The following is an 18,925-nucleotide window of genomic DNA, read 5'->3' on the forward strand; positions in this document are numbered from 1 at the left end:
GTGTGCGACTGTCATCGATTGGCGCCGGAGCAAGCGCAAAACTGTTAACTCGTGCAAACGGGTGGAATTATTCCGAGTCTCGTACTCCATGCGCGGTGACTCGCGGGCTCGCAATCGCACTGCCAGATCGCTGCGGGATGCCATGAAGGCGTTTCCGGGAGCAGGCATTCAACGCCTGGGAGGGCTATCTGCTGAGTTCGTACGCACACATGTTGACCGTGGCGGCCAGGTTCAGCGACTCGATGGCGCCGCAACCGGGGATGGTGAATGGCTGAGCGTCGAGTGCGTTCAGCTGGTCACGGGGTACGCCGCGGGCTTCATTGCCGAACAGGTAGCAATCGAAAGCCCTGAAACCCGCCGATTGCACGGGCTCGCCGTGCATATCCAGGCAGGCGATGCGCTCGAAGCGCGTGCGCAAGGAGTCCAACTCCACATCCAGCTCCATCGGCGCATGAAAGATCGCGCCCATGCTCGAACGCACGACTTTCGGGTTGTACGGGTCGACGCTGCCGGGGCTGAGCAGGCAGCGAAAATTGCCGAACCAGGCCAGGGTGCGCAGGATGGTACCGAGGTTGCCTGGGTCCTGGATTTCATGCAGGTAGATGGCGCGCTCGCCTGCGACGGGCGCAGCAAGCGACGCGCCTGTCGCCGGCATCGGTACCAGCGCAACGATGCCCTGCGGGGTCTTGGTGTCGGCGATCTGCGCCATCTGGCGGTCGCTGATCAGGTGGGTCTTGAACGGGCTTTGCCAGTGCTCGTAGGTGCTGGTCACATACAACTCGCTGCGTTGCAGCAGTGGGTTATGCAGCGCCGCTTTCTGCAGCTCCAGCAGCAGATGTTCGCCCTCCACCAGGAAATGTCCGAACTCGGCCCGGTATTTCTTCTGGTGCAGCTTTTTGATGTCGTCGAATTTCATCAAGGCGGCGCTCAGTTGCTCTGCACTTCGGACTGGCCCGCGTCAGCCAGCATCGCCTTAGCCAGGGCTTCGGCGACCTTAATGCCATCCACGCCCGCCGAGAGAATGCCGCCGGCGTAACCCGCACCTTCACCGGCCGGATACAGGCCGCGCAGGTTGAGGCTTTGCAGCGTCTCGTTATCGCGGGTGATGCGCACCGGCGACGAGGTTCGGGTTTCGATGCCGGTGAGCACCGCGTCAGCGCGATCGAACCCGCGGATCTGCTTGCCGAATGCCGGCAGCGCCTCGCGGATGGCCTCGATCGCATACTCCGGCAGCGACGGCGCCAGATCGCCCAGGCATACGCCCGGCTTGTAGGAGGGCTCGACCTCGCCGAACGCGGTCGACGGCACACCGCGGATGAAGTCGCCGACCAGTTGCGCCGGTGCGCAGTAGTCGCTGCCGCCCAGCTCGTAGGCGCGCGATTCCAGGCGCTCCTGCAGCTCCACGCCGGCCAGCGCGTCGCCGGGGAAGTCCTGCTCGGGGTTGATGCCAACCACAATGCCGGCGTTGGCATTGCGCTCGTTACGCGAATACTGGCTCATGCCGTTGGTTACCACGCGCCCCGGCTCGGATGTGGCGGCCACCACGGTGCCGCCGGGGCACATGCAGAAGCTGTAGACGGCACGGCCGTTCTTGGCGTGGTAGACCAGTTTGTAGTCCGCGGCGCCTAGCTCCGGATGGCCGGCGTACTTGCCCAGACGGGCCTGGTCGATCATGCCCTGCGGGTGCTCGATACGGAAACCGATGGCAAATGGCTTGGCCTCGATATACACGCCGTGGCGGTGCAGCATACGGAAGGTGTCGCGCGAGCTGTGGCCCAGCGCCAGCACTACGTGGCGGCTGCGCAGTGTCTCGCCACTGGCCAGCACCACGCCTTCGAGCTGACCATCGTCGATCACGAGATCCGTGACCTTGCTTTCGAAGCGCACCTCGCCACCGAGGGCGATGATTTCCTCGCGCATCGCCGCAACCACGCCGGTCAGGCGGAAGGTACCGATGTGCGGCTTGCTGACATACATGATCTCTTCCGGCGCGCCGGCGCGGACGAACTCGTGCATCACCTTGCGGGCGTAGAACTTGGGGTCCTTGATCTGGCTGTAGAGCTTGCCGTCGGAGAACAGCCCGGCGCCGCCTTCGCCGAACTGCACGTTGGATTCCGGCGTGAGGGTCTTCTTGCGCCACAGGGCCCAGGTGTCCTTGGTGCGGCTGCGCACATCCTTGCCGCGCTCGAGCACGATGGGCTTGAAGCCCATCTGTGCGAGCAGCAGCGCGGCGAACAGCCCACAGGGGCCGAAGCCCACCACCAGCGGCCGCTCGGTCAGATTGGCCGGGGCCTGGCCGACCGGGTAGTAGCATGTGTCGGGCGCCGGACGCACGTGGTTGTCGTCGGCGAAGCGCGCCAGGACCGCCGCCTCGTCACGAACCTCAACGTCGACGATGTAGATGAACAGGATGACGCTGTTCTTCTTGCGCGCATCGTAGCTGCGCTTGAACACGGTGAAGTCCAGCAGGTCGGCGTCGCTGATGTTCAGACGCTTGACGATGGCCTCGCGCAGCGCATCGGCGGGATGCTCGAGGGGCAGGGACAGTTCGGTGATGCGAATCATGGCGGTAATCCTGGCCGGTGACTCCGGCAGAGGAAGCAACTTGAGAGGGGAGAATGAGGCGCGGATTGTACCGGCGACGCGCACGCCTGTCAGGCGGCGCTGGCTGTCCTTCAGGGGCAGGTGCTGCGCCCGGCGCCCGCGGGCCGGCATTATCGGCTTATAATCGCCGCCAATTTGCCCGACAGTTGCGCAGGGTCCTGCCTGTTGGCGCACGTCTTACCTTGATTCTCCGTGGTTGGCTCTAACATGAAACGATCCAAAAGCAGCCGTCGTTGGCTGGATGAACACGTCAACGATCCCTTCGTCAAACGCGCGCAGAAGGATGGCTTGCGCTCGCGCTCCAGCTACAAGCTGATCGAGCTGAACGAGAAGGACAAACTGATACGCCCCGGCATGCTGGTCATGGACCTAGGCTCCGCCCCCGGTGGCTGGTCGCAGGTGGCCGGCGGCATCGTCGGTGAAAAGGGCAGGGTGCTGGCCACCGACATCCTGCCAATGGGCGGGCTGGACAACGTCGATTTCGTGCAGGGCGACTTCACCGAGGATGCCGTGTTCCAGCAGATCCTCGACATGCTCGACGGCCGGCAGCCCGACCTGATCGTCTCCGACATCGCGCCGAACATCAGCGGCGTCGCCGCCGCCGACCAGGCTGCATCGATGTATCTGGTGGAACTCACCCTCGACATGGTTCGCCAGGTGCTCAAACCCGGTGGCAACTATGTGGTCAAGGTGTTCCAGGGCGAAGGCTCGGACGAGTTCCTCAAGGACGTGCGCAGCTCGTTCGAGAAGGTGGTGATCCGCAAGCCGGAAGCCTCGCGCCCGCGTTCGCGGGAGGTCTATCTGGTGGCGAAGGGCTTCAAGGGCTAGCGATTCGGTGCGGCAGGAAGGCTGGCCCGAAGGCCAGCCGGTACATGTTCAGAGTTCTAGCGATGCACCGTCTTCAGGCATGCGGACGCGCTCGCTGATTCCCTTCTCATCGACATACTTCTTCAGCTCCTCGCGTGTCAGCGCCACAGGGCCGATGGCGTCGAATCGCGCCCGGCATGCGGCGCAGCTTTATTACCACCTGACACGTCTTCCTTGGCCATGATGCCAGCAACTTCGAAGCCGCTCAGTTGGCTTTCCCATCCAGCCAGATGACTTCCCTACCAGCGCCGCGGTGAGCTCCGCGCGCCCGTCCGCCATGCCGCGCTGCTCGCGGGCATGGGCGCAGAAAGGATTGTATACAATCTTTGACCATTCACATGTTTCTTGTATACAGTTGGCTCTCCATCCACCTGGCTTGCGGCTGTTCGGCAAGCCCTCCATGCACCTGGAGAACCATGGCAAGCACAACGTACTACGTCCCCAAGGGCGGACATCCCGAGCAGACTCAACTGCTGACCGACCGTGCAATGTTCACCGAAGCCTACGCAGTCATTCCCAAGGGGGTGCTGCGCGACATCGTCACCAGCCATTTGCCCTTCTGGGACAACATGCGCATGTGGGTGCTGTCCCGGCCGCTCTCGGGCTTTGCCGAAACCTTTTCCCAGTACATCGTGGAGCTTGGCGCCGGCGGCGGCAGTGACCGGCCCGAGCAGGACCCGAACGCCGAAGGCGTACTGTTCGTCGTCGATGGCGAGTTCTCGCTGACGATCGAGGGGGCCCTCTATGCCATGCGTCCCGGCAGCTATGCGTTCATACCGCCAGCGGCGAAGTGGAGCGTGCGCAACACCGGGGCGACGGCGGTACGTTTCCACTGGATCCGCAAGGGCTATCAGGCCGTCGAGGGCTTGCCCTACCCGGAGGCCTTCGTGACCAACGAGAACGATATCGAGCCGATCCCCATGCCGGGTACCGATGGCAAATGGGTGACCACGCGCTTCGTCGACATGAGCGACATGCGCCACGACATGCACGTCAACATCGTCACCTTCGAGCCGGGTGCGGTCATTCCCTTTGCCGAAACCCACGTGATGGAACACGGCCTCTACGTCTTGGAAGGCAAGGCGGTGTATCGCCTGAATCAGGATTGGGTCGAGGTCGAGGCGGGCGACTACATGTGGCTGCGCGCGTTCTGTCCGCAGGCCTGCTATTCCGGCGGCCCGGGCAAGTTCCGCTACCTGCTGTACAAGGACGTGAACCGTCACATGGATCTGGGCCGGTTCAACCAGCGGGCCTGACTTTCAAGAAGTGCCTTCGCTAGCTGCGAAGGCACTGCGTCCAGAGCAGGCATGAGCTGCTCTGCAGCGTCTGTCCGCGCAGCGAGTTAGTCGATCCGCTGCAGGAACCGGCCGATCCGCTCCAGCACCTGTTCCGGTTCCTCGCGATGCGGTACATGCCCCACACCGGGGAGCAGCGCCTGTTCGACCTTGCCGCTGGCGTGTTCAGCGATCAGCTGGGGGTGGCGTTCGGAGCCGAACTCATCGTTCCCGCCATGGATGGCAAGACTCGGGCAGCCGACTGCGGGCAGGGCATGGGCAAGCGTCCATGCGGCGAAATCCGGCGCCAGCCAGGTATCGATCCACGCGCTCAGCACCCAGTCACTGCGATCGCCGTGATAGCGGTGCAGGCGCTCGCGTTGCGCCGGGTCGGCGAACCAGGCTTTGGCCTCTCGGATTCCCGCGAGGGTACGCGCCTCGACGAAGGTGACCGCCGACATCGTGATCATCGCCTGACAGGCCTCGGGATATTGCGCAGCACAATGCACAGCCATGCTGCCGCCGACGCTGTGTCCAAGTACCACGAAGCGCTCGATCCCCAGGTGCGCCAGCACGCGGGCGAAGCCTTGCGCGGCTTCGTCTTCGACGAAGGTCGGTGCCGGCGGAGTGGTCAACCGGTCGGAGCGGCCGAAACCCAGCCGGTCATAGGCGACCACCGTTCGGCCGGTGGCATTGGCGAGGGCGGCGGGAAAATCTTTCCATTGCTCGACACAACCGAGCGACTCATGCAGCAGCAGTATCGGTGCCCGGTCCGGCCGAAGCGCATCGGCGTCGGGGATCCAGCTGCGGACGAAGGTCCGACCATGGGCGTCCTCTATCCAGAGATCGGCCAGGCGGTCATCGAGCGTTGCACTGAGGGTCATGGACGGAGATTCCTGAACGTTGCGAACGGCATAGCAGTACTGTTCTTTTACGTAAACGTCAACATGCAGTGGCGGATGTATCGCCGGGCGGCGCCTTGATCGAGAAGTGCCGGTCGTTGAGCGGGCTGCGAGGCGTTGGCGAACAGTAGTCAGCAGGGCGGGAAAAGCTGGGGTTGCCGACGATCGTTATCGCAGTGAGCGCGGGGTCCGTGGGTCGGATGCCTCAATAGTTATCAGCTGGCCGTCCTTGCCCAGGTGCAAACGCATGAAGTCTTCGGCAAGCAACAGTTGGCCGGAGTAGAGCGCGTTGGCTTCGGCGCGTAGGTCTTCGATTGAGTGACCCCGCCCGGGGTGCTTCTGATAGCGCGCGCTGAAGTGGGTCAACACCAGATTCGGCAGGCCGACCGCTTGCGCAAAGCGCGCCACCGAGGCCGCGGTGCTGTGACCGAAATCGTTGCGCGCATCGTTGGCGACCGCCTCGGTGTAGGTCGCTTCGTGCACCAGCAACTGAGCACCGCGACAGGCATCGGCGAGCAGGTCGGCGCGGTCATTGTCGCCGCCGATGACGATGCGTTGCGGCGCGCGGCTGAAACTCAGGTAGTCGTCGCTGCGCAGCACGCGGCCTTCGTGCTCGATGTCGAAGCCGCGCGCCAATTGGCCCCATAGCGGGCCGCGGGGCACGCCGTCGCGTTCGAGGCGCTCGATGTCCAGGCGCGGATCGGGCCGGGTCTCGGTGAAGCTGTAGCCATAGCAGGGTACGCGGTGGGACAGGGCGGTTGCTTCGATACGCATGTTTGGGCTGCGCCACTCATCCAGCGACTCGACAGCGCGGAAGTCGAGCTCGTAACCCAGCCAGCTCTGGCTCATGTCCAGCGTCGTGCGTACCCAGGTTTCGATGCCCTGCGGCGCGATGATCGTCAGTGTGGCCTTGCGCCCCATCATCCCGGCGCTGGCCAGCAGGCCGGGCAGGCCATAGCAGTGGTCGCCATGTACATGGGTTATGCAGATGGCGCGCAGGTCATGCAGCGAAAGTGGCGTGCGCAGCAGTCGGTGCTGGGTGCCTTCGCCGCAATCGATCAGGTACCAGCTCTTGCCAGTGTCCTCCAGCAGCGCGAGAGCTGTGACATTGCGGGCCCGGGTGGGCGTACCGGATGAGGTGCCGAGAAAGAGAAGATCCACGGGGCATGCTCTCCTGGTTGGGCTGGCTAGTATGCCGTACCTCGCGGTTGACGGCCGCCGGCCCGTCGTCGGAAGCGAATTCGCTCAGCCATCCACCGGGGGCCTGGAGGGGCGAAAAACCAGCCAGTGCATCAGGCGATGCGTGCCAGTTGCTCGCCAATGAAGCGACGGTCATCGCTGTCGCTCTGGTCGAGCAGGCTGATCAGCAGGCGAGTTGCCTGCTCGACCTCGCCGCGGTCGATACTGGCGAGTGCTTCGTTGAGCCGCTCGCGCAGATCAGCCTCGACAGCCGCGACGGGGGGCGTGATGGTCAGTGCATCGAGATCATCCGGCAGGCTGGCGAGCATGTCATCCAGCAACTGCGCTGGCTGTGGCTGTGGTGCGGCTTGCGGCTGCGCTGCGACCAGCGCCACGCTAGCAGCAGGCGCAGCAGGCGCGCGGTCGAGGTACTCGTCGAGCGACATCTCCGTTACAACCGGCACGTCTCGCTGGAAGGGGTTGATATCCGGGAAGGATGCTTCAGCCCGCTTCGCCTGAGCCTGGCGGGGCTCGCTGATGCTGGTTACAGCGACTGCGCGACGGCGATACCACAGCAGGGCGACCAGCAGGCTCAGTAACCCCAGCAGTGGAATCAGCCAGGAGCTGCCGGCGCTTGGCTCATGCATTGGCGGTGACATTGCTACTGGCTGTACAGGCACCGTCTGCGGCTTCGGCTGCGCAGGCTGTTCGGCATGACCGGTTACGGCTGTGGCTTCCTCTACGGTGGCTTCTACGACGGCCGCGGCTGCCTGCCGTTGGGCGAGGGTGCTCTGCGCTTCGGCGAGCAGGCGATTCTGTTCGTCCATCTGTGCCTGCAGGCTCAGCACCTGGGCTTCGAGTTGCCTGAGCACATCGACCAGGCTCTGGTCCTGTCCAGCAGGCGCTTCGGCGAGCGCCGCGGGTAATTCGGCTTGAGACAGGGCTTGCGGTTGCTCCACGCGATCCTGCGCCGGCGCAGCGGGCTTCGCTGCGGTGGATACCGCCGATGCGCCGGACTCTGCGCTATCGGGCAGAAGCAGCTCGGCACCGACACGCAGACGATTGCGGTCCCCATTGATGAACGCTGCAGGATTGAGTCGATACAGGTCGGCCATCAGTGCTTCACGAGAGGTCGACGGGGAAACCTCTACCCGTCCCGAGATGCTCCACAGGCTGTCGCCCGGCATGATCCGATAGCGTTTGCCTTGCGCGGCCACGGGCAGCGGCTCGATGGCTTCCGTCCGTGCGGGCTGGGTAAGGGTGACTCGCGGCGCCTCTGGTCGGACTTGTGGTTGCGCCGAAAGCGCCGGCTGATACAGCGGCGGATCGAGCAGCAGCGTGTACTCGCGCAATAGCTGGCCGCCCGGTAGCGTCAGCTCGATGATGAAATTCAGGTACGGCTCTTTCACCGGGGCAGTGGAGGTTACACGGATACGGTGCCGGCCCTGCTCGAGCACCGGCAGGAAGCTCAAACCTGCCAGAAAGGCTGGGCGCTCGACGCCAGCGCGAGCGAAGACATCACTTGGGGCGAGGCGTACCTTGATTTCATCGCTGTTCAGGTTGCGTGCATCGAGCAGCTCGATGTCGGCCTTCAGCGGCTCGGCCAGCGCTGAATGCAGGCTGATTTCTCCCAGCCCGAGTGCGCAGGCGAATGGCGTGAAAACGGCAGCGATCAGCGCGAATGGCCAAACAGCGAGACGAAAGGGCGACATAGTGTTCTCGTGCCATCAGGTAGCTGGGGGGCGGGCCGGCCGTGCTGAACCGGGCCGGGCAGGCGGCGATGGCGTGCGGCCGACTCCCCCGAGGTGAGCGTGAGGTGGCTATGATCATGCAATGATGGCACTTTGCCAAGTCGTTCACATTTTCCCGGATCGACGGCTACCCGGCGGGGGCGCTTCTACCAGGGAAAGCTACTGGTGCCCTGTGCTGAATCTCAATTTTGCGGGACCGGGGGCTAGGCCGGTTTCAGAGGTATTTCAGCCAGGTGATATCCCTGCGGCGAGCCTTGAGTTCGGCGAACCAGCGCACCGCCGGGAACAGCACCACCGCCAGCGCCACGGTGCACAGCCATAGCGGCCATACGGCGTCGAAGCCGAAGTGATTGCCATGGTTCAAACCCCAGATCGCCACGGCGGCGACGTAGAGCAGCTTCAGCACGTACAGATGCAGAAGGTAGAAGAACATCGGTGCGGCACCGAATACGCTGAGCGGTCGCAGCCAGGCGCGGCCCTGCTTGCGTTCGAAGTAACGCAGCAGAAGCAGGCCGCAACCCAGCGTCAGGCAGAGGAACAGCAGCGACGGCGGGTATTTGGTGACGTTGAACAGGCTCATCAGCGTACGCAGGCCGTCCTCGCCGACGACCCAGGGCTGCTCACCGTAGCTGTTGATCAGCCGCAGCAGAACAAAGGTCAGCAGGGCGCCTTGAGCCCAGCCGCCGAGGTAGCGCTGCCGTCGCTCGGGGTCGGCATTTCGGCCGAACCAGGGGCCCGCGGCATAGCCGAGGGCGATCACGCCGATCCACGGCAGCAGCGGGTAGGAGGTGCGCAGGCGCAGGTTTTCCGCAACCTCGATCCAGCCGCGATCGTGCAGGATCGCCCATGGCACATGCAGCGCAGAGTCTGCGGCGAACTGCAGCGAATCGAGCAGGTTATGCCCGCCGATGATCACCAGCCCCAGCATGATCAGCGCAGGACGCGGCAGCCAGAGCAGCGCCGAGAGCGCCAGCATGCTCAGACCGATCGCCCAGATCACCTGCAGATAGATCACCTGAGGCGGGAACTGGAACGTCCAGGCGAAGTTGACCAGGGTGAATTCGAGCGCCACCAGGAACAGCCCGCGCTTGAGCAGAAAGCTCGATACGGCACGGCGGTCCTGGTGCTTTTCGCCATAAAGGAATGCCGAGAGCCCGGTCAGGAAGATGAACACCGGCGCGCAGAGATGCGCCAGGGTGCGGCTGAAGAATAACGCCGGCTCGGTGACCGCCACGTCCATCGGGTCGGGCACCTGCATATGCAGCAGGAAGGTTTCGCGAACATGATCCAGCAGCATGAACAGGATCACCAGGCCGCGCAGCGCGTCGATGGATTGCAGACGCGCCGTGGCTGGCGAAGTGAGATCGGGGGAGGGCATTAACGGCTCACAGCAGGATGATCGCAATGCGGGCGCAGACTCGCTGCGCCCGCCGAAAGGTGCGATACGTTATAACAAAAGTCGCTGCCTCTCCAAATGTGAATCAACCACGATGGTCACCCTGTGTGAAAAAGGCCGATCGCTTCAGCCCTGCTCGCAGTTGACCATCCACGACACGCCGAAACGGTCGGTCAGCATGCCGAAACGCTCGGCCCAGAAGGTCTTCTCCAGCGGCATGACCACCGTGCCGCCCTCGGCCAGTGCGGCGAACAGCTTTTCGCTTTCGTCAACGCTGGTCGGATGCAGGGAAACCGAGCACCCCTTGATGCCTTCGTACGGTCCGCCGCTGCAGGTGCCGGGCAAGGTATCGGAAGCCATCAGCACGCCGTCGCCGAGATTCAGGCAGGCGTGCATGATTCGTTCGCGATACTCGGCGGGAAACTGCTCGGCATCGGGTGCCTGGGCAAAGGTCATCATTTCCAGCGTGCCGCCCAGCACGTCCTTATAAAAGGTAAACGCCTCGCCGGTGGTGCCGTCGAGGGTCAGGTAGGTGGTGATCTTCATGGCTTGCTCCTTGCGGTCAGTGGTTGAGTTGTGCGCGCAGGCGCTCTTCCTGCTCGCGCAGTTCGGGGGTGAACTCGGCGCCGAAGTCTTCGGCTTCGAATATCTGGCGAATCTCGATTTCCGCGTCGCCGATGGCTGATTGCGGGCAGCGCTTGATCCAGTCGATGGTCTCCTGCAGCGAGGCGGTCTGGAACAGCTAGTAGCCGGCAATCAGCTCGCGGGTTTCGGCGAACGGGCCGTCGACCACGCTGCACTGGCCGTCGCTGAAACGCACGCGCGCGCCTTTGCGACTGGGTTGCAGACCCTCGCCGCCGAGCAGTACGCCAGCACTGGCCAGTTCTTCGTTGTAGCGGCCCATCGCCGTGAGAACGTCCTCGCTGGGCATCTCGCCGGCTTCGGTTTGCGGGGTGGCCTTGATCATCACCATGAAACGCATCGGTGGACTCCTTCAGTGGAATGGAAAGAGCCTAGACGGGCATACGGCAATTTCCGCCGGCTCCGATCATTGGTCGAACGGGCGCGGGGGAAATCGACAGGGCGATGAAATTTTTTGTATCAGCGCAGCGGATAGGTCAGCAGAAGGATATGCAGGCTGTTGACCGCACCATGCAGCAGCACCGCCACCCACAGCCGATCACCGGCGTAGTGGAAGGCCAGGCCATAGCTGAGCCCTGCCAGTGTGGCGAGTCCGGCGAAACCCGCCCCGGCCGGCAGGTGCGCGGCGCCGAACAGCACGGTCGCCAGGCCGATGCCGATGGCCGCACCGAAGCGGCGGACCAGTTCACGCTGCAGCAGGCCGCGGAAGATCAGCTCTTCGGCCAGGCAGGTGATGCCCAGGTTGATCAGCAGCCAAGGCAGGAACAGCGCCGGCCATTTCGGCTGCCAGTCCAGCACGCCAAAGGCCAGCGCGAGCAGTGGGATGAGAATCAGGCAGGCGCCTGACGCAAGCAGGGTGAGTCTGATCGAGCGCCAAGCCGTTCGTGGCTGGCCCAGCCACCAGGCCAGCAGCAGTGCCGCGACCATTGCCTTGTCCGGGCTGATGCGCAATTGCCAGGGCGCTGCGCCGCCGAGGTCCTGCGGCGGCCCGATCGGCAATGGCGTGAAGCCGGGCAGCAGATGCGCAGCGAGCAACAGGGAGCCGAGCAGTGCGCCGATCAACCACAACGGTCCAGGCAAGCGCGGCTGCACTGTCAGCCACCCGGCAAATGCCAGAGTCGCCAGCGCAGCGGAGGCATCGATCAATCCTGCTGCCAGTCCCGCCAGCAGCGCGAGGAGGGGAGTGCCGTAGTGCAGTGCATGACGCACGTCAGCGCAGCCGATAGCGCGCCAGTTCTCGTTGCGTGAGCACGCGCATGCGCCACGGTTCGATCAGCTGCATGTCGTCCGCCAGCCGCGTGTTGACGCCCATGTCCCGAAAATAGATGCGCGGCGCGCGGTGTGGTCGCTGTCCGATGGACAGCGCCGACTCGCCGTTGGCGATGTAGGGCCGGTGCAGGCCGACATGGCCGCGCACCGTGCGCTGCCGTCCCGCCGCCAGCAGGTAGATGCAGCTGCCCTGGCAGACCGCCGCCTCTGGTAGCAGCACGTCGAAGCCCGTCTCGCGCAGCAGATAGCCCATGCGCATGGCTTCCGCTGCGCTGCCGCCGATGTTGTCGAGGATCAGCAGCTTGCGCGCGTGTTTGCCAGGGTGGGCCATGATGCCCTTGAGCAGCGCCTCGTAGTCACCCGGCGCGATCTGTTCGGTAACCCGTGCGACCAGCACCTGCCCCTGGCCTTCATGCTCCAGCAGCAATACCTCGACCTTGGCGTGGGCGGTGCAGGCGAACAGCGCCAGTGCGCAGAGCGTGAGAAGGCGAAGCATCGAGCGGGTGGTCCTGTGATGAGAGGTGGCGAAGATACCCGCAGCACGGCGTTTCGCCTACTGCATTGCAGCCGGACGGTCGGCGATTCGGGTTGCTGATGACGTCGCTATTGCTCAGGCATCGGTCGCGCCGTACAGGCGCTTGTTCCAGTCCTCGACGGTGTTCGCTTGCAGCCGACGCTCCACCAGCGTGCGCCAGTTCGGCACCAGCGGCAGCTCGGCCAGTTCCAGCAGCGCGTCCCGCTCGAGTGTGCGCCGGTAAAGCACATCCATTACCCGCGTCAGCGGCCAGCGCGGAAACGGCCTCTGCTCCAGCACCAGCACCTGGCCGACCTGCAACTGGCCAGGCTGCAGTACCTGGTAGTACCAGCCGGTCATGCCGCTCTGCTGCACGCGCAGGGACATGTCCGCGACGCCGAACCGATCATTGAGCTTCCAGCACGGCTGCCGGCTCTGGGCGACTTGCAGCAACGCATCGCCACAACGCAGCACATCACCCAGGCACAGATCGGCCTCGACGAGTCCACGGGTGCTGATGTTTTCGCCGAAGGCGCCGGGTTGCTGCAGCAGCGGCGAGTCGCCGAGTTGTTCGCGCCAATTGCGATAGTGCTCGAACGGGTAATGGTGAACCGCCTTGTACGGGCCGCCGTGAACGCGGCGATCACCCTGTTCGTCGCCGGCCAGCCCCTCGACGCCAACCGCGACGGCGCCTTCAGCCGGCTGTTTGGCGATGGCGCTGCGGCTGCCGGGACGGCTGAAGGCTACGGCCTTGCCGACGAGCAATTGTTCGATCCTGGCCAGCTGCATGATGCTCCCTCCGGATGGCGGCTCGCGAAGGCGCGATTGTGCCGCATCGGAGGGGAGGCCGTGCGTTCCGTGCATAGCACTGGTTGGTCAGGGCGCTTGCTCGGCGGACAGCGCGCGAATCATCGCCGTGGTGAGATACAGCCGCGGCGCGATGCTCGACAGCTCGATGTATTCCTCTTCCGAATGCAGCCCGGCACCGACCACGCCCATGGTTTCCAGCACGGCTGGCTTGTCGCTGTCCGGCACGTAGGCGTAGCCGGCGTCGGTGCCGAAGCGCATGGCGATCGGCTCGATACGCTGGTCGATTTCGCTATACAGGCGCTGCGCGGTCTCGGCCAGGCGCTCCGATGCCGGGTTTTTCGCCAGCGGTGGACGGCCCTTGTCGACGCGCAGCTCGACGCGGGTGTCGTCGATCAGCTTGTTCCCGATGATCTTCTGCGCATCGGTGAGCACGCGGTCGGTTTCGCTGATATCGGAATAGCGCATGTCCGCCTCGGCGGTCGCCTTGTTCGGGATGATGTTGCGCTTCTCGCCGCCGGCGATCATGGTCCAGTTCACCGTGGTGCCCTTGTCCGGGTCGCCCAGATCCTTGAGCTGCACCAGTTGATGCGCCAGCTCCATCACGGCGTTGCGACCGTCCTCTGGCGCGGAGCCGGCGTGAGAAGATTTGCCCTTCACCTCCAGCATCACCGCATTGATGCCATTGGTGGCGGTGGTCACCGCATCGCTGTCCGGCGGCTCGTAGGAAAAGACGTAGTCGTGCTTGCGGGCCAGCTCGGCGATGATTTTCTTCGAGCCGGCCGAACCCATTTCCTCATCCGGATTCAACAGCACGGTGATCGTGCCGTAGTCGTCGAACTGCTGCGCCTTGAGCAGCTCCAGCGCGTGCAGAATCATCGCCACGCCACCCTTGGCATCGGCCACGCCGGGGCCGTAGGCGCGCTGCTCGTCCATGCGGAACGGTCGCTCCGCGGCGGTGCCTTCGGCGAACACTGTGTCGTAATGCACCATCAGCAGGAAGTCCTTGCTGCCAGTGCCCTTGAGGGTGCCGACGATGTTGTCACCGGCCGATGGCGTCGCCGGGCTGGTGCTGACCTGCGCGCCAAGCGCCTGCAGGCGCTCGACCAGCATCTGGCTGACCGTGGCCAAGCCCGCCGCCTGACCGGTGCCGGTATCCACAGCCACCAGCTGTTTCACGGTTTCGATATAGGCGCTCTGTGCGGCTTTGGCCTGTTCGAGCAGCTCGGCAGGTTTGAGCTCGGCAGCCATGGCGGACAGCGATGAAAGACAAAGCGCGACTGCGGCGGCAATCGGGGCGACGGCGCGGATGGGCATCGGAACAACCTCTGCTCGGGGGTGATGAGCTTGAGAGCGCCGCCAGGCCCGCAACGTTCCGAAGCATCGCTGCACCGGTCGCAGCCGTGCGGAGAATGCTAAGGTTGCCTTTTCCACTTGCCGGAGAACTCCAGGTGTCCCTGACTACGTCCTATGACCCGCAGAACATCTTCGCCCAGATCATTCGTGGCGATGCGCCCTGCTACAAGCTCTACGAGGATGACGATGTACTGGCCTTCCTCGATCTGTTCCCGCAGTCCTTCGGCCACACGCTGGTAATCCCCAAGCGCTCGGCGGCCTGCAACATCCTCGATGTGGATACCGAAGCGCTGGCCAAGGTCATGGCCGTGGTGCAGAAGCTCACTCGGGTGCTCGTCGACGAATTGCAGCCGGATGGTGTGCAGGTCGCGCAGTTCAATGGCGCGCCGGCGGGGCAGACGGTGTTCCACATCCACGTGCATATCGTGCCGCGCTACTCGGGCGAAGGGCTCGGTATCCACGCCGCCGGCAAGGCCGATCCGGCCGATCTGGAAAAGCTCCAGGCGCGCTTGCAGCAGCGGATCGCCACGCAAGGCTGAACCAGGCTGCGATGTCGTGGCGGGGTCAAGCCTGCTGCGACCATCGCAGCAATCAACAGACACCAAAGTACAATTCGTGCCCGCCTGGGGGCTTCGTACCCTGCGGGCATGATGCTTTCATTGCCCTTCCTCACCCCGTTCATTCTGCGTACTCGCCGTGCGCTATTGGCGCTTGTGCTGCTGCCCCTGTGGGCGCAGGCGCAGGAGCTGCCGGTGCTGACCCTCAGCGTGCTGCAGTTCGGCACGCCGCACTGGGAGTTGGAACATCTAAAGCGTCAGGGGCTGGACCGCGCCAACGGCTTTGAGCTGAAGGTGCGGCTGGTGGCGGATGTGCCGGCCTCGCGACTGGCGCTGACCAGTGGCAGCGTTGACGGCGCGGTGAGCGATCTGCTCTGGGCACAGGCGCGCTATCAGGCTGGCACGGCCTACCGCTACCTGCCGTTTTCCTCGCAGATCGGCGAAGTGCTGGTGCCCGAAGGCAGCGCCATCCGCACCCTCAACGACCTGCGCGGCAAACGCATCGGCGTCGCCGGCGGGCCGGACGGGCTGGGTTGGCTGCTGCTGCAGCATGCCGCGGCCAAGAGCGGAATCGATCTGGCCAGACAGGCGACTGTTCAATACGCCGCGCCGCCTCTGCTCAGCCAGGCCCTGCGCCGCGATCAGGTGGATGCGCTGCTGACCTTCTGGCACTTCTCCGCGCGTATGCGTGGCGAGGGTGGAGTGCAGGTGGCGTTCGGTCTCGATGATCTGCTCCGATCATTGGAGCTTGATCCCCACCTGCCGGTGCTCGGCTATCTGTTCCCGGAAACCTGGGCTGTCGAGCATGAAGAGCTGGTACAGCGCTTCGCCACGGCGTTGGGCCAGACCAAGCACCAGCTCGCCAGCGAGCCCGCGCACTGGCAGGCGCTGCGGCCGCTGATGCGCGCCGACGAGGATGGCGTGTTCGCCGCGCTGCGCGACAGTTTCGTTGCCGGCATCCCGCAGCCGCTGGATGAGCCGCGTATCGCCGACCTGCAGCGGCTGCTGACTCTCACCGGTGCCGATCCGGCGAAACTGATGCCGGCCGCGTCGTTCCAGAGCACGCCATGAACGGCTCGCGCTGGGCCTGCTGGATCGCCCTGCCATGCGCGGTGGCGCTCTGGACGCTGATTGCGCTGGTGGTGCAGACGCCGCTGCTGCCGAGCCCGGCCGCCGTGCTCGACACCTTCTGGCAGGCCACACGGAGCGGCGAGCTGCCGGAACATCTGCTGGTTACCCTGCGCCGAGTGCTGTTCGCCTTCGTGCTGGCGATGGCGCTGGGCACGTTGCTCGGCGTGTGGATGGGCCGCTCGCGGCTGGCCAATGCCGTGCTCGATCCGCTGCTGGTGCTGTTTCTCAACCTGCCGGCGCTGGTCACCATCATCCTGCTCTATGTCTGGTTCGGCCTGGTCGAAGCCGCGGCGGTGCTGGCGGTGGTGATCAACAAGGTGCCGAACGTGGCCGTCACCGTGCGCGAGGGCGCCCGCAGTATCGATCCCAAGCTGGAACAGATGGCCCTGGTCTACCGCTTCACCCGCTGGCAGCGGATCAGCCATGTCTGGCTGCCGCAGCTGTTTCCTTACCTGATGGCCGCCACCCGCGGTGGGCTGGCGCTGATCTGGAAGATCGTGCTGGTGGTCGAGCTGCTCGGTCGCTCGGATGGCATCGGCTTTCAACTGCATATGGCCTTTCAGGTGTTCGACGTGGCGAGCATCCTCGCCTACAGCCTGGCGTTCATCGCCGTAGTCCAGCTGATCGAACTGGCGCTGTTGCAGCCGCTGGAGCGGCGCGCATCGTCCTGGCGCGAAGCGGGTGTACGCCATGCTTGAGCTGCGCCTGGATGGCCGTCATCCCGTGCTGGGCGTGATCGATGTGCAGGTGCGCGAAGGCGATCGCATCTGTCTGCTCGGGCCGTCCGGTGTCGGCAAGACCACGCTGCTCAACGGCATCGCCGGACTCGATCCGCAGCTGCAGCCGATGATCGAGCTGCGCGCCGGTTTGCGCGTCGGCTACCTGTTTCAGGAGCATCGTCTGCTGCCGTGGCGCACGGTGCGGCAGAACCTGGCGCTGGTCGGCGCGGACGCAGCGGAGATCGAGCGGCTGCTGGCCGAGGTCGGGCTGAGTGGTGCGGCTGACAGCCTGCCGGATCAGCTCTCGCTGGGCATGGCGCGCAGGGCGGCACTGGCGCGCTGCCTGGCGATCAAGCCGGATCTGTTGCTGCTCGACGAACCCTTCGCCTCGCTGGATGCCGAGCGCGCCGCCGAGCTGCGCGGCCTGATCGCCCGCCTGCTGGACCGGCACCCGGGCATGGCGATGATCTGCGTGACCCACGATCCGCGTGATGCCGACGATCTGGCCAATCGTTTGTGGTACCTGAGCGGCGCCCCGGCGACCTTGCGCGGCGATGAGCCGCTCGGCAGCGCCGTCAGTCTCAGTCAGCTGAGCGAGCGCCGCGCCTGAGCGGCATTCAGCCGGCCAGCAGCTGCGTCAGCGCATGCAGCGCCAAACCGACCAGCCCGCCAACCAGGGTGCCGTTGATGCGGATGTACTGCAGGTCCTTGCCGACGCTCTGTTCCAGCTGCTCGACCATCTCGCGGCTTTCCCAGTTCTCCACCCGCTGCGCGATATAGGCGCCGATCTGCCCGCGATAGCGCTCCAGCAGGCCGGGCGCGGCGGCCAGCAATTGCTCGTTGATCCAGTTGCGCATGGATTCGTCCGCCGCCAGGCCGTCACCGAGGCCGCGGCAGAGGCTGACGATGCGCCGGCCAATGCGCGAGTCGTCGCTGGCCAGATCGCTCTCCAGCCAGGCGGTGAGTTCCTGCCAGAGGTTGCCGAAATAGGCGCTGGTGGCCGGGTGCTCCAAGAGCTGCGCGAGGATGCGTTCGACCTCCAGGGCGTATTGCGGGTCCTGTTCGAGGCGCTCGATGTATTCGCTGACATGCTCGTCGAAGCGCTGGCGGATCAGGTGCTCGGGGTCGGCAGCGATCTCGGCGATCAGCGCGGACAGACCGTCGACGAACTTGTTCGCCGACCAGCCGCTCACCGGCCGGCTCAGGCCCAGATAACGCAGAGTGCGGATTTCCCGGCTGATGGCATCGGCCACAAGGGCGCGGGTTTCCTCGTCCTGCATGATCGAATCGAGGCGGATCAGCAACTCGTCGAGCATCGCCTGATGCCGGCCCTGGCTGGTCAATACGCGCAAGGCCTGGGCCAGCGGTGTGGAGAGGTCGAACTTGCGCAGCCGCGTGGTCACCTTGGCTTCGACGAAGGCGCGTACGCGCTCGTCATGCAGCGCGGCGATGCCGAAATGGGCGATGCCGGTGAGCCGGCGGCCGACCGCTTCGGCATTGCTCGGATGACGTAGCCAGCCGGCCAGGCGCGAGGCGATATCGAGTTCCTGCAGCTTGGCCAACACCAGTGGCGTGGCGAGGAAATGCGTGGTGATAAAGCTGGACAGGTTCTGCCCGATGCGTGCCTTGCTACGCGGGATGATTGCCGTGTGCGGAATCGGCAGGCCCAGCGGATGGCGAAACAAAGCGGTGACGGCAAACCAGTCGGCAATCGCGCCGATCATGGCGGCTTCGGCGAACGAGGCGACGTAGCCCCACGCCGTGTGGCTGGCTTCGAAGCGTGTCGCGACGATGTAGAGCAGGGCGGCCAGCAGCAGCAGTAGGCCGGCGACCAGCTTCATCCGCGAAACCGGTGACTGCCAGGCGCTGATCATGGAACGCATGCGGGGCCTCGTCGTTGAAGGTGGGCGAGTGTTGCGTCTTTGAGGTAGACAGCTAAGCAAGGTAAAGAAGTCGA

The 18,925-nt window shown here is 64.7% G+C and carries 18 protein-coding genes and 1 pseudogene; 6 read left to right on the forward strand and 13 right to left on the reverse strand.

All coding sequences use genetic code 11. The features are described from left to right. Positions 1 to 184: 184 nt before the first annotated feature. On the reverse strand, positions 185 to 916 hold the full coding sequence (locus BHD08_RS06095) for an RNA methyltransferase (protein ID WP_125021155.1): 732 nt from the start codon (positions 914 to 916) through the stop codon (positions 185 to 187). A gap of 11 nt (positions 917 to 927) precedes the next feature. Then, positions 928 to 2,565 carry an NAD(P)/FAD-dependent oxidoreductase gene (locus BHD08_RS06100; RefSeq protein WP_125021156.1) on the reverse strand — a complete coding sequence of 546 codons (1,638 nt, stop codon included), beginning with the start codon at positions 2,563 to 2,565 and terminating at the stop codon, positions 928 to 930. A gap of 246 nt (positions 2,566 to 2,811) precedes the next feature. Here BHD08_RS06100 and rlmE point away from each other — a divergent pair, with 246 nt between their 5' ends. Together rlmE and BHD08_RS06110 are read left to right on the forward strand one after the other, a co-directional pair. Continuing rightward, positions 2,812 to 3,432, forward strand: coding sequence for a 23S rRNA (uridine(2552)-2'-O)-methyltransferase RlmE (gene rlmE, locus BHD08_RS06105; RefSeq protein WP_013983571.1), 621 nt, complete (start codon positions 2,812 to 2,814; stop codon positions 3,430 to 3,432). Between the two features lie 455 nt (positions 3,433 to 3,887). After that, positions 3,888 to 4,727, forward strand: a complete 840-nt coding sequence (locus BHD08_RS06110) for a bifunctional allantoicase/(S)-ureidoglycine aminohydrolase (RefSeq protein WP_125021157.1) — start codon at positions 3,888 to 3,890, stop codon at positions 4,725 to 4,727. An 86-nt stretch (positions 4,728 to 4,813) separates the two neighbouring features. Here the strand turns inward: BHD08_RS06110 and BHD08_RS06115 are convergent, their stop codons facing one another. The 10 genes and pseudogenes from BHD08_RS06115 to BHD08_RS06160 all read right to left on the reverse strand — a co-directional run bounded on the left by BHD08_RS06115 (position 4,814) and on the right by BHD08_RS06160 (position 14,522). Beyond that, positions 4,814 to 5,629 carry an alpha/beta fold hydrolase gene (locus tag BHD08_RS06115; protein ID WP_125021158.1) on the reverse strand — a complete coding sequence of 272 codons (816 nt, stop codon included), beginning with the start codon at positions 5,627 to 5,629 and terminating at the stop codon, positions 4,814 to 4,816. 186 nt (positions 5,630 to 5,815) lie between these two features. Beyond that, positions 5,816 to 6,808: a ribonuclease Z gene (locus BHD08_RS06120; RefSeq protein WP_125021159.1), complete on the reverse strand. Its 993-nt coding sequence runs from the start codon at positions 6,806 to 6,808 to the stop codon at positions 5,816 to 5,818. 131 nt (positions 6,809 to 6,939) lie between these two features. Beyond that, positions 6,940 to 8,538 carry a FimV family protein gene (locus BHD08_RS06125; RefSeq protein ID WP_125021160.1) on the reverse strand — a complete coding sequence of 533 codons (1,599 nt, stop codon included), beginning with the start codon at positions 8,536 to 8,538 and terminating at the stop codon, positions 6,940 to 6,942. Between the two features lie 253 nt (positions 8,539 to 8,791). After that, positions 8,792 to 9,955 carry a DUF1624 domain-containing protein gene (locus tag BHD08_RS06130; RefSeq protein WP_125021161.1) on the reverse strand — a complete coding sequence of 388 codons (1,164 nt, stop codon included), beginning with the start codon at positions 9,953 to 9,955 and terminating at the stop codon, positions 8,792 to 8,794. 144 nt (positions 9,956 to 10,099) lie between these two features. After that, positions 10,100 to 10,519, reverse strand: coding sequence for a VOC family protein (locus BHD08_RS06135; protein ID WP_015276221.1), 420 nt, complete (start codon positions 10,517 to 10,519; stop codon positions 10,100 to 10,102). Between the two features lie 16 nt (positions 10,520 to 10,535). Continuing rightward, positions 10,536 to 10,955, reverse strand: a pseudogene (locus BHD08_RS06140) (YciI family protein). 119 nt (positions 10,956 to 11,074) lie between these two features. Further along, entirely contained in the window at positions 11,075 to 11,824 is a 750-nt protein-coding gene (locus BHD08_RS06145) for a CPBP family intramembrane glutamic endopeptidase (protein WP_125021162.1), read from the reverse strand. A 1-nt stretch (position 11,825) separates the two neighbouring features. Then, positions 11,826 to 12,380, reverse strand: coding sequence for a hypothetical protein (locus BHD08_RS06150; RefSeq protein WP_125021163.1), 555 nt, complete (start codon positions 12,378 to 12,380; stop codon positions 11,826 to 11,828). Between the two features lie 114 nt (positions 12,381 to 12,494). After that, complete coding sequence (locus BHD08_RS06155) at positions 12,495 to 13,187, reverse strand: MOSC domain-containing protein (protein ID WP_125021164.1); 693 nt, start codon at positions 13,185 to 13,187, stop codon at positions 12,495 to 12,497. 87 nt (positions 13,188 to 13,274) lie between these two features. Next, a complete protein-coding gene (locus BHD08_RS06160) occupies positions 13,275 to 14,522 on the reverse strand; it encodes a M20/M25/M40 family metallo-hydrolase (RefSeq protein WP_125021165.1) in 1,248 nt (415 codons plus the stop codon). A 134-nt stretch (positions 14,523 to 14,656) separates the two neighbouring features. Between BHD08_RS06160 and BHD08_RS06165 the strand changes: the two genes are divergently transcribed. The 4 genes from BHD08_RS06165 to BHD08_RS06180 all read left to right on the forward strand — a co-directional run bounded on the left by BHD08_RS06165 (position 14,657) and on the right by BHD08_RS06180 (position 17,578). After that, the gene (locus tag BHD08_RS06165) at positions 14,657 to 15,100 is read left to right on the forward strand and encodes an HIT family protein (RefSeq protein WP_125021166.1); all 444 of its coding nucleotides are present in this window, start codon (positions 14,657 to 14,659) and stop codon (positions 15,098 to 15,100) included. Positions 15,101 to 15,208: 108 nt separating this feature from the next. After that, on the forward strand, positions 15,209 to 16,189 hold the full coding sequence (locus BHD08_RS06170) for an ABC transporter substrate-binding protein (protein WP_177412641.1): 981 nt from the start codon (positions 15,209 to 15,211) through the stop codon (positions 16,187 to 16,189). Beyond that, positions 16,186 to 16,947, forward strand: a complete 762-nt coding sequence (locus tag BHD08_RS06175; protein WP_125021167.1) for an ABC transporter permease — start codon at positions 16,186 to 16,188, stop codon at positions 16,945 to 16,947. Before BHD08_RS06170 ends, BHD08_RS06175 begins: the two co-directional genes overlap by 4 nt. Continuing rightward, positions 16,940 to 17,578, forward strand: a complete 639-nt coding sequence (locus tag BHD08_RS06180; RefSeq protein ID WP_125021168.1) for an ABC transporter ATP-binding protein — start codon at positions 16,940 to 16,942, stop codon at positions 17,576 to 17,578. The genes BHD08_RS06175 and BHD08_RS06180 overlap by 8 nt, the downstream gene beginning before the upstream one ends. A gap of 7 nt (positions 17,579 to 17,585) precedes the next feature. On the opposite strand, the gene BHD08_RS06185 is transcribed toward BHD08_RS06180, so the two are convergent. Further along, a complete protein-coding gene (locus tag BHD08_RS06185) occupies positions 17,586 to 18,851 on the reverse strand; it encodes a DUF445 domain-containing protein (protein WP_125021169.1) in 1,266 nt (421 codons plus the stop codon). Positions 18,852 to 18,925 lie beyond the last annotated feature (74 nt).

It is taken from the genome of Pseudomonas sp. SCT, assembly GCF_003864275.1.
GTDB classification, from domain to species: domain Bacteria; phylum Pseudomonadota; class Gammaproteobacteria; order Pseudomonadales; family Pseudomonadaceae; genus Stutzerimonas; species Stutzerimonas stutzeri_AE.